This is a genomic window from Arthrobacter humicola, from assembly GCF_039531445.1.
Classification (GTDB): domain Bacteria; phylum Actinomycetota; class Actinomycetes; order Actinomycetales; family Micrococcaceae; genus Arthrobacter; species Arthrobacter humicola.
The window spans coordinates 270821-276887 of record NZ_BAAAQB010000038.1; the positions used below are offsets into that span (position 1 = coordinate 270821).

Consider the following 6067-nt stretch of genomic DNA (forward strand, 5'->3'; position numbering starts at 1 on the left):
CCGCCCGGCCCGCGCTGCGGGCCGGCCTCGACTCAGCTGTCCAGCAGGTTTTCGAAGCCGGGGGCCACCCTGTTGGCGTGGAATTCCATGACCTCGAAGTCAGCCACACCGTTGACATAAAACGGGTCCTTGGCGAGGGCGGCGTCCAGGCTTTCCCTGTCCGCGTTGGAGAGCAGCAGGCCGCCGGTGCGTGGGATCTTGCGCCCGGCGACCATGAAAATGCCCTCATCGAAGGCCGCCTGCAGCCACGTGACGTGGGCCGGGAGGTGGAACTCCACAATGTCGTCGGGGACCTTGTATGTCAGGGAGACTACGTACATGCGGCCAGCCTACCGGTAGCGGGTCGCGGACAGGACGGAACTGTTCCGGGAATCCCCGGCCGAAGTTGAATCGTCAAGCTTCAAGTCTCCTAGAATGTAGCCATGACCGAACCCCGCTGGCTCAATGCCGACGAACGCCGGGCCTGGCTGGCCCTGCTGAGCATCACTACGCTGCTGCCGGCCGCCCTGGACACCCAGCTTCATGCCGCGGGGAAGCTGTCCCTGTTCGACTACAACGTGCTGGCGATGCTCTCCGAGGCCGAGGGGCGTTTCCTGCCCATGAGCGAGCTCGCCGCGCGCACCAGCGCTTCGCTGTCCCGGCTCTCCCACGTGGTCACCAAGCTGCAGAACCGCGGCTGGCTTGAGCGCCGCCCGCACCCCGGCGACGCCCGCGTCACCACAGCGCACCTGACCGACGCCGGCATGGAGACGATCGTGAAGCTCGCCCCGGGCCATGTGGAGGCCGTCCGGTCGCTCTTCCTCGACGCCTTGAGCCCCAAAGACGTCGCGGACCTGGCCCGTATCGGCGAGAATATCGTCGCCCGCCTCGACGACGATCACTGGATCCTGCGCGACAACTAAGCGCGACAATTGAGCGCGGAAGCTGGACGCGCCGCCGTCTTTGTTGCTTGCGGCAACTGCTGGCAGACTTGGTTCATGGATTTCACGTCCCGCTATGTAGCCCTTGGAGACTCGTTTACGGAAGGCGTCGGCGACGACGACCCCACCCGTCCCAACGGCGTCCGGGGCTGGGCGGACCGGGTGGCAGAGCAGCTCGGCACCGCCGATCCGGGCTTCGGCTACGCGAACCTCGCCATCCGGGGCAGGAAACTGCGCCAGATCATGGCCGAGCAGGTGGACGCCGCCGTCGCACTCAAGCCCACCCTGGTGAGCATCTACGCCGGCGCCAATGACATCCTCCGGCCCAAGATCGACATTGATGACCTGCTCGTGGAATACGACGCCGGGATCCGCAAGCTCGCGGCCACCGGCGCCACCGTGGTCATGTTCACGGGCTTCGACGCGCGCGGCTCCAAGATATTCGGCACCATGCGCGGCCGCACCGCCATCTACAACGAACTGGTGCGCGGAATCGCCGGCGACCACGGTGCCCTACTGGTCGATTACTGGCGCTTCAGCGAATACTACGACTGGGGCATGTGGGCCACGGACCGGATGCACATGTCCGCCGCCGGCCACGCGCACATGGCCAAGCGGGTCCTGACGGTCCTGGAACACGAACACTCGATTGACGTCCCGCCCATGACGCCGGTGCCGGAACTGGGCCGCGCGGACGCCGTCCGCGCCAACGCCCGCTGGGTCCGTGAATTCGCCGGCCCGTGGGTTGTCCGGCGCGTCACCGGCAAGTCGTCCGGGGACGGTCTGCAGCCGAAGTACGGCCAGCTCACGCGTCTCTAAGGGGAAGACCCGGCAGTTCAGGCGCGGAATCCCGGCGTCGCGAGCAGTTCCCCGTCGCGGCGGACGGCGAGCACATCGATTTCCCAGCCGTCCGTGGCCCGGTGCAGCATCGCGGTGCCGCCCGCGACGATCGCCGTGGCCAGCACATCGGCCGTCACAATGTCCGCCGCGGCCACGGAGACCTGGGTAAACTCCGCGCCGCCGGCGCCGGCCGTCCAGATGTGGTCACCCCGCTCCGCCGAACCCGACGTCGCCAAGGCGCACCGGGCGCCGGGGCCGCCCAGCTCGAACGCGGAAAGCAGAGCCGTACGGTCCTGCGGGTCAACCACCCCTGCCGCCCAGGAGGCTCCGCTGCCCGGAACGGGCGAGCCCATCACCAGCACATCGCCCCCGGCGTTCAGGCACCAGTCGGTGATCCCTTGGGACTGCAGCGTCTCGCCTGCCTGCGCGATCGCGTAGCCCTTGATGAGCCCGGAAAGGTCCAGCACGCCGTCGGGCCGTTCCGGTGAGAACGCACCCTCCGTCATGAGCCGCCAGCCCACGGCATCCGCGTACCGGTCCCGCATCCCGGCGGACGCTTCCCGAAGCGAAAGCTCCCCGCGGGCCAGCCTGCTGGCCTCGGAATCGGGGCGGTACAGGCTGAAGGATTCATCCAGCCGGGCAAACACCCGTTCGACGGCGGCGACGGCGGCGTCGAGTTCGTGGTCGGCGACGCCGGCCCCTCCCCCGGTGGCGATGGCGGCCCCGGCAGGAACGGTCAGACTGATGACGGTTCCCATGGAGCCAAACGTCCTGGCCTTCAAGGCCGAACCACCCAGCTTAGAGGTGGGCTGCATCGAGGGCCGCCTGCAGGGAGGAGAGGTACGCGTCGCTGGTCACCGTGGCACCGCCGATGGTCTGCACGTTCGCGGACTGTGCCTGAAGCACTTCCGATCGCAGCAGCGGCGCCGCCCGGTTGCTGATGGCGACGGACCTCCGGTCTTCATCCGTGAGCTGGAGGGCCGTTACATCGGTGATTTTCCCTCCACTGACCGTGATCTGCACCTGGACGTTCCCGAAGCGGGTCTGGCTCACGGAGCCGGCGAAGGTTCCGCCGTTCCCGGCGCCGGCCGCTGAGGTGGTGGTTTCCGTCGAACCGGTGGATCCGGTTGTCCCGCTTCCGGAAGCTGCCCCGGAGGTGCTTGTGCCGGAGCTACTCCCGGACCCGCTGCCCGTGGCGGCAGACGCGCCGGTCGATCCGGTCGTTCCGGCGGAGGTGCCGATGGACGAACCTGCCGCCTCCGTCACGTGGCTGCCGGACTGCCATCCGACCAGGAGGATTCCGGCCGAAGCCAGGGTTGCTGAAACTGCTGCGCGAATTCTCACCAGTCAAACCTTTCGTAGTGAAGCTGTTCTTCCCGCACGCCTGCTGCTCGTGCGTCTTTGAGGACGTTTTGGGCCCAGGCTGCCGGTCCACAGACGTAGACGTCGGCCTCGGCGATGTTTGGTGCGTAGCTCCCCAGCCGGTATCCCGAACGGGTGGCGTCGGCGGGAAGCCACGTCTCGACGCCCGCCGGGCGGCGCCCGGTGAGGTGGTACAGGGTCGCGCCACGGCGTTGGCAAAGGTCCATGATCTCTTTGCCCAGGTACAGCTCCTTTTCGCTGTGGCCACGCAGAATGACGGTGGCGTCGCCTGGGTTGAAAGGTGTGCTTTCCAGCAGCGCCCGGATAGGGGTGATCCCGATGCCGGCACCGATCATCACGACGTGATTCCGGCTCCTGGCCGCGGTGCTGAAGAGTCCGTAGGGGCCTTCAATGGCCACTTTTGTGCCGCGTTTCAGCCGGGCCAACTGGGACGAGCCCTTGCCGAGGTTGCGGACCGTGATCCGCAGGGAGCCGCTGGCGCCGAGCTGGACGGGCTCCGCGGAGAGGCTGAAGGGGTGCGGGTGCCACCACATGCCGGGAGCGAGGAACCGCCAGATGAAGAACCGGCCGCCGGCGCCCGTCAGTTCGTCAAGGTGACGCCCGGTCATCTCAATACTGACGACGCCGGGGGCGACCTGTACAACGCGGCTGACGCTGAGTTTGTGCCGGGTAGTGGCCACAATCGGCTCCAGAACCCGGTTATGCAGGAGCGCGGCGCCGGTACCGATGCAGGCAGCCAGCCAGTACCAGCGCTGCCAGGTGCCCGGTGCGAAGAGGCCTCCGACGCTGAACTGGTGTGGGATGGACGTCAGCACTGCGGCATAGGTCAGCAGGTGGACGGCGTACCAGAACTCGTAAGGGAACCGGCGCCGGACGGCCACCAGGGAGGTGACCACGACGGCGATGAACAGAACCATGGAGATGTAGGCCAGCCACATGTCGGGGACCTGGACCCACAAGTTCACGGCCTCAGTGACGGGATCCAGCCCTTCGGCCATGCCGTAGCCGATCGCAATGAGGATCCCGTGCGCCAGCAGGAGGTACAGGGCCGGCTTGCCCAGCTTGCGGTGGAACTCCAAGGCGCGGTCATGGCCGACGGCGCCATCAATGAAGGGAAGCCGGGCGGCCAGGAGCAGCATCAGGAGCACCAGGTCCATGCCGACGAGACCGGCCACAATCCCCAGTGCGGTGAAGGAACCGGCGGGAGTCGAGAATCCGGATGCTCCGCCGTCGGCCAGCCACAAAGCGATGGCGCCCGCCAGGGACGCCCAAAAGAGAACAGTCAGCAGATCCGCTCTCAGCAACCGCCGCCGATGTTGCCCCTTAAAGGGGTTCACGGAGCCACGAGAGCTGCGGCGAACCTCGGGACGGGTCGTCAGAAGTTGTGTGTTCATGTATCCAGAGTCGCCCCCCTGCCTATCATTTGGCTGTGAAAATGCTTCGTCCGGCATATGACCTGGAGCGGTTCCCCTCTTTGCGCAGGAGCTCCGGCGGGCATTTTCCGGTACCCCACATGGCGGCGGATTGGTCTTTAATTAGTCGAACTCGTAGACTTGGTAGGCGCTAGGTGGCGCGGAGCGTGTGCAATTGCTCCGGTTGGCAGGACTCGTCTGAGAAATCGACGGTCGTGGCGGCCGGTAGTTAGGGGCTCAAGTTGCGCGCATTCCTGTATTCGCCCAGCATCCCGGCACTTCGCATTGGCTGTCCCACGGACCGCCACCGCCCGGTGCCCGTGGCCCACAATCTTTGCCGCAGTGAGGAAATCAGCCGGTTTGCGCCGGCTTCAGATTCCTGCGGATCTGGTGATTGGGGCGGGAGCTGGATGCGGACGCCGCCCATCGCACGGTCAGTGGGAACTCCGCTAGCCGTTTCATTTATTTTTTGAGGAGAGTCGTCATGGCAGCACACTGCCAGGTGACCGGAGCCGAGCCGGGCTTTGGACACAGCATTTCGCACTCGCACCGTCGCAACAAGCGCCGGTTCGACCCGAACATCCAGAAGAAGCGCTACTGGGTTCCGTCCCTGCGCCGTAACGTCACGCTGCAGGTCTCTGCTCGTGGCATCAAGACCATCGACGTACGTGGCATCGACGTAGTCGTCGCCGCCATCCTGGCACGAGGAGTGAAGCTCTAGTGGCAAAGGACAAGGACGTACGTCCGATCATCAAGCTGAAGTCGACCGCGGGCACGGGCTACACCTACGTGACGCGCAAGAACCGTCGTAACGACCCGGACCGCCTGGTTCTGAAGAAGTACGACCCCAAAATCCGCCAGCACGTCGAATTCCGAGAGGAGCGCTAAACACATGGCTAAGAAGTCAATGATCGCTAAGAACGAACAGCGTAAAGTCATCGTCGAGCGTTATGCTGCAAAGCGCCTCGAACTGAAGAAGGCTCTGGTTGACCCCGCTTCAACCGACGAAGCACGCGAAGCTGCACGCCTCGGCCTGCAGAAGCTGCCCCGCAACGCCTCCCCGGTACGTCTGCGTAACCGCGACATCATCGATGGCCGCCCGCGCGGTACCTTCCAGAAGTTCGGCATCTCCCGTGTTCGCTTCCGCGACATGGCTCACCGCGGTGAGCTCCCGGGCATCACGAAGTCTTCCTGGTAATTCAGCACTCCTGAAGCCAGTGGCTTGAGAAGGGCCGGCAACCGTTTGGTTGCCGGCCCTTCTTGCGTTAACGGCCCGCACCAACAGCCCGTGGCGCGCCCTTCGTCCATGCCCGCACCGCGGTGACGCAGCGCACAACCGTCATTTGCGACGCCGGGGCGCCCGGTTGGGTGCCTGGCGACCGGTTTAGGCCCGCGCCGGCGGGGTTTTTGGGGTGCTGTGGGGGTGGGTTTGCGGTGGGGGCGTGGTGGGTGTATTGTTTTCTAAGTCGCCGCGAGGGAGACCAGCGGAAATGCTGGGAACCGGAGGCGGCC

9 protein-coding genes are annotated in these 6067 nt (G+C 65.9%); 5 read left to right on the forward strand and 4 right to left on the reverse strand.

The annotated features are described in order from the left end of the window. Positions 1-32: 32 nt before the first annotated feature. Entirely contained in the window at positions 33-320 is a 288-nt protein-coding gene (locus tag ABD243_RS15860) for a YciI family protein (protein WP_344367381.1), read from the reverse strand. A gap of 102 nt (positions 321-422) precedes the next feature. Here ABD243_RS15860 and ABD243_RS15865 point away from each other — a divergent pair, with 102 nt between their 5' ends. After that, entirely contained in the window at positions 423-902 is a 480-nt protein-coding gene (locus tag ABD243_RS15865) for a MarR family winged helix-turn-helix transcriptional regulator (RefSeq protein WP_091255468.1), read from the forward strand. A 75-nt stretch (positions 903-977) separates the two neighbouring features. Next, positions 978-1739 (forward strand): SGNH/GDSL hydrolase family protein, encoded by a 762-nt coding sequence (locus tag ABD243_RS15870; protein WP_344367382.1) that lies wholly within the window; start codon positions 978-980, stop codon positions 1737-1739. A gap of 17 nt (positions 1740-1756) precedes the next feature. Here ABD243_RS15870 and ABD243_RS15875 read toward each other — a convergent pair whose 3' ends face one another. From ABD243_RS15875 to ABD243_RS15885, 3 genes are read right to left on the reverse strand one after another with little or no spacing between them, the layout of a single operon-like run. Then, on the reverse strand, positions 1757-2518 hold the full coding sequence (locus ABD243_RS15875) for an FAD:protein FMN transferase (RefSeq protein ID WP_344367405.1): 762 nt from the start codon (positions 2516-2518) through the stop codon (positions 1757-1759). A 40-nt stretch (positions 2519-2558) separates the two neighbouring features. Next, complete coding sequence (locus tag ABD243_RS15880) at positions 2559-3104, reverse strand: FMN-binding protein (RefSeq protein ID WP_344367383.1); 546 nt, start codon at positions 3102-3104, stop codon at positions 2559-2561. Then, the gene (locus ABD243_RS15885) at positions 3101-4480 is read right to left on the reverse strand and encodes a ferredoxin reductase family protein (protein ID WP_344367384.1); all 1380 of its coding nucleotides are present in this window, start codon (positions 4478-4480) and stop codon (positions 3101-3103) included. Before ABD243_RS15885 ends, ABD243_RS15880 begins: the two co-directional genes overlap by 4 nt. A gap of 559 nt (positions 4481-5039) precedes the next feature. On the opposite strand from ABD243_RS15885, the gene rpmB reads away from it, so the two are divergent. From rpmB to rpsN, 3 genes are read left to right on the forward strand one after another with little or no spacing between them, the layout of a single operon-like run. Further along, on the forward strand, positions 5040-5276 hold the full coding sequence (rpmB, locus tag ABD243_RS15890) for a 50S ribosomal protein L28 (RefSeq protein WP_011693744.1): 237 nt from the start codon (positions 5040-5042) through the stop codon (positions 5274-5276). Beyond that, positions 5276-5443, forward strand: a complete 168-nt coding sequence (gene rpmG, locus ABD243_RS15895) for a 50S ribosomal protein L33 (protein WP_003798558.1) — start codon at positions 5276-5278, stop codon at positions 5441-5443. Before rpmB ends, rpmG begins: the two co-directional genes overlap by 1 nt. 4 nt (positions 5444-5447) lie before the next feature. Then, positions 5448-5753: a 30S ribosomal protein S14 gene (gene rpsN / locus ABD243_RS15900; RefSeq protein ID WP_011693742.1), complete on the forward strand. Its 306-nt coding sequence runs from the start codon at positions 5448-5450 to the stop codon at positions 5751-5753. The last annotated feature ends 314 nt before the right edge of the window (positions 5754-6067 follow it).